1 pseudogene is annotated in these 269 nt (G+C 64.7%); it reads right to left on the reverse strand.

The features are described 5' to 3' along the window. Nucleotides 1-69: 69 nt before the first annotated feature. Nucleotides 70-269, reverse strand: a pseudogene (locus AF337_RS18800) (ABC transporter permease); the annotation flags it as partial.

Below are 269 nucleotides of genomic sequence, written 5' to 3' on the forward strand. Positions count from 1 at the left end.
CGGCAGTGCTTTCCCCAATCGGCTTCGTGGACTCCAGCCTGCCGTCGTGGATAAGTTCGGTCTCAGCCGTCAGGACGATTTGACCCGGCGGCCGTATTGGATGCTGTTCATGAGGACGGCGAGGACGATCACCGCGCCGGTAAATACCGTCTGCCAGTAGGCCGAGACGCCGATGATCACGAGGCCGTCCGAAAGGAAGCCGATAACGAAGGCGCCGAGCATGGTGCCGCGAACCGTACCGCCGCCGCCGGTCAGCGCAGCGCCGCCGA

Origin of the sequence: Rhizobium ecuadorense (genome assembly GCF_001187535.1) — a bacterium.
Classification (GTDB): Bacteria; Pseudomonadota; Alphaproteobacteria; order Rhizobiales; family Rhizobiaceae; genus Rhizobium; species Rhizobium ecuadorense.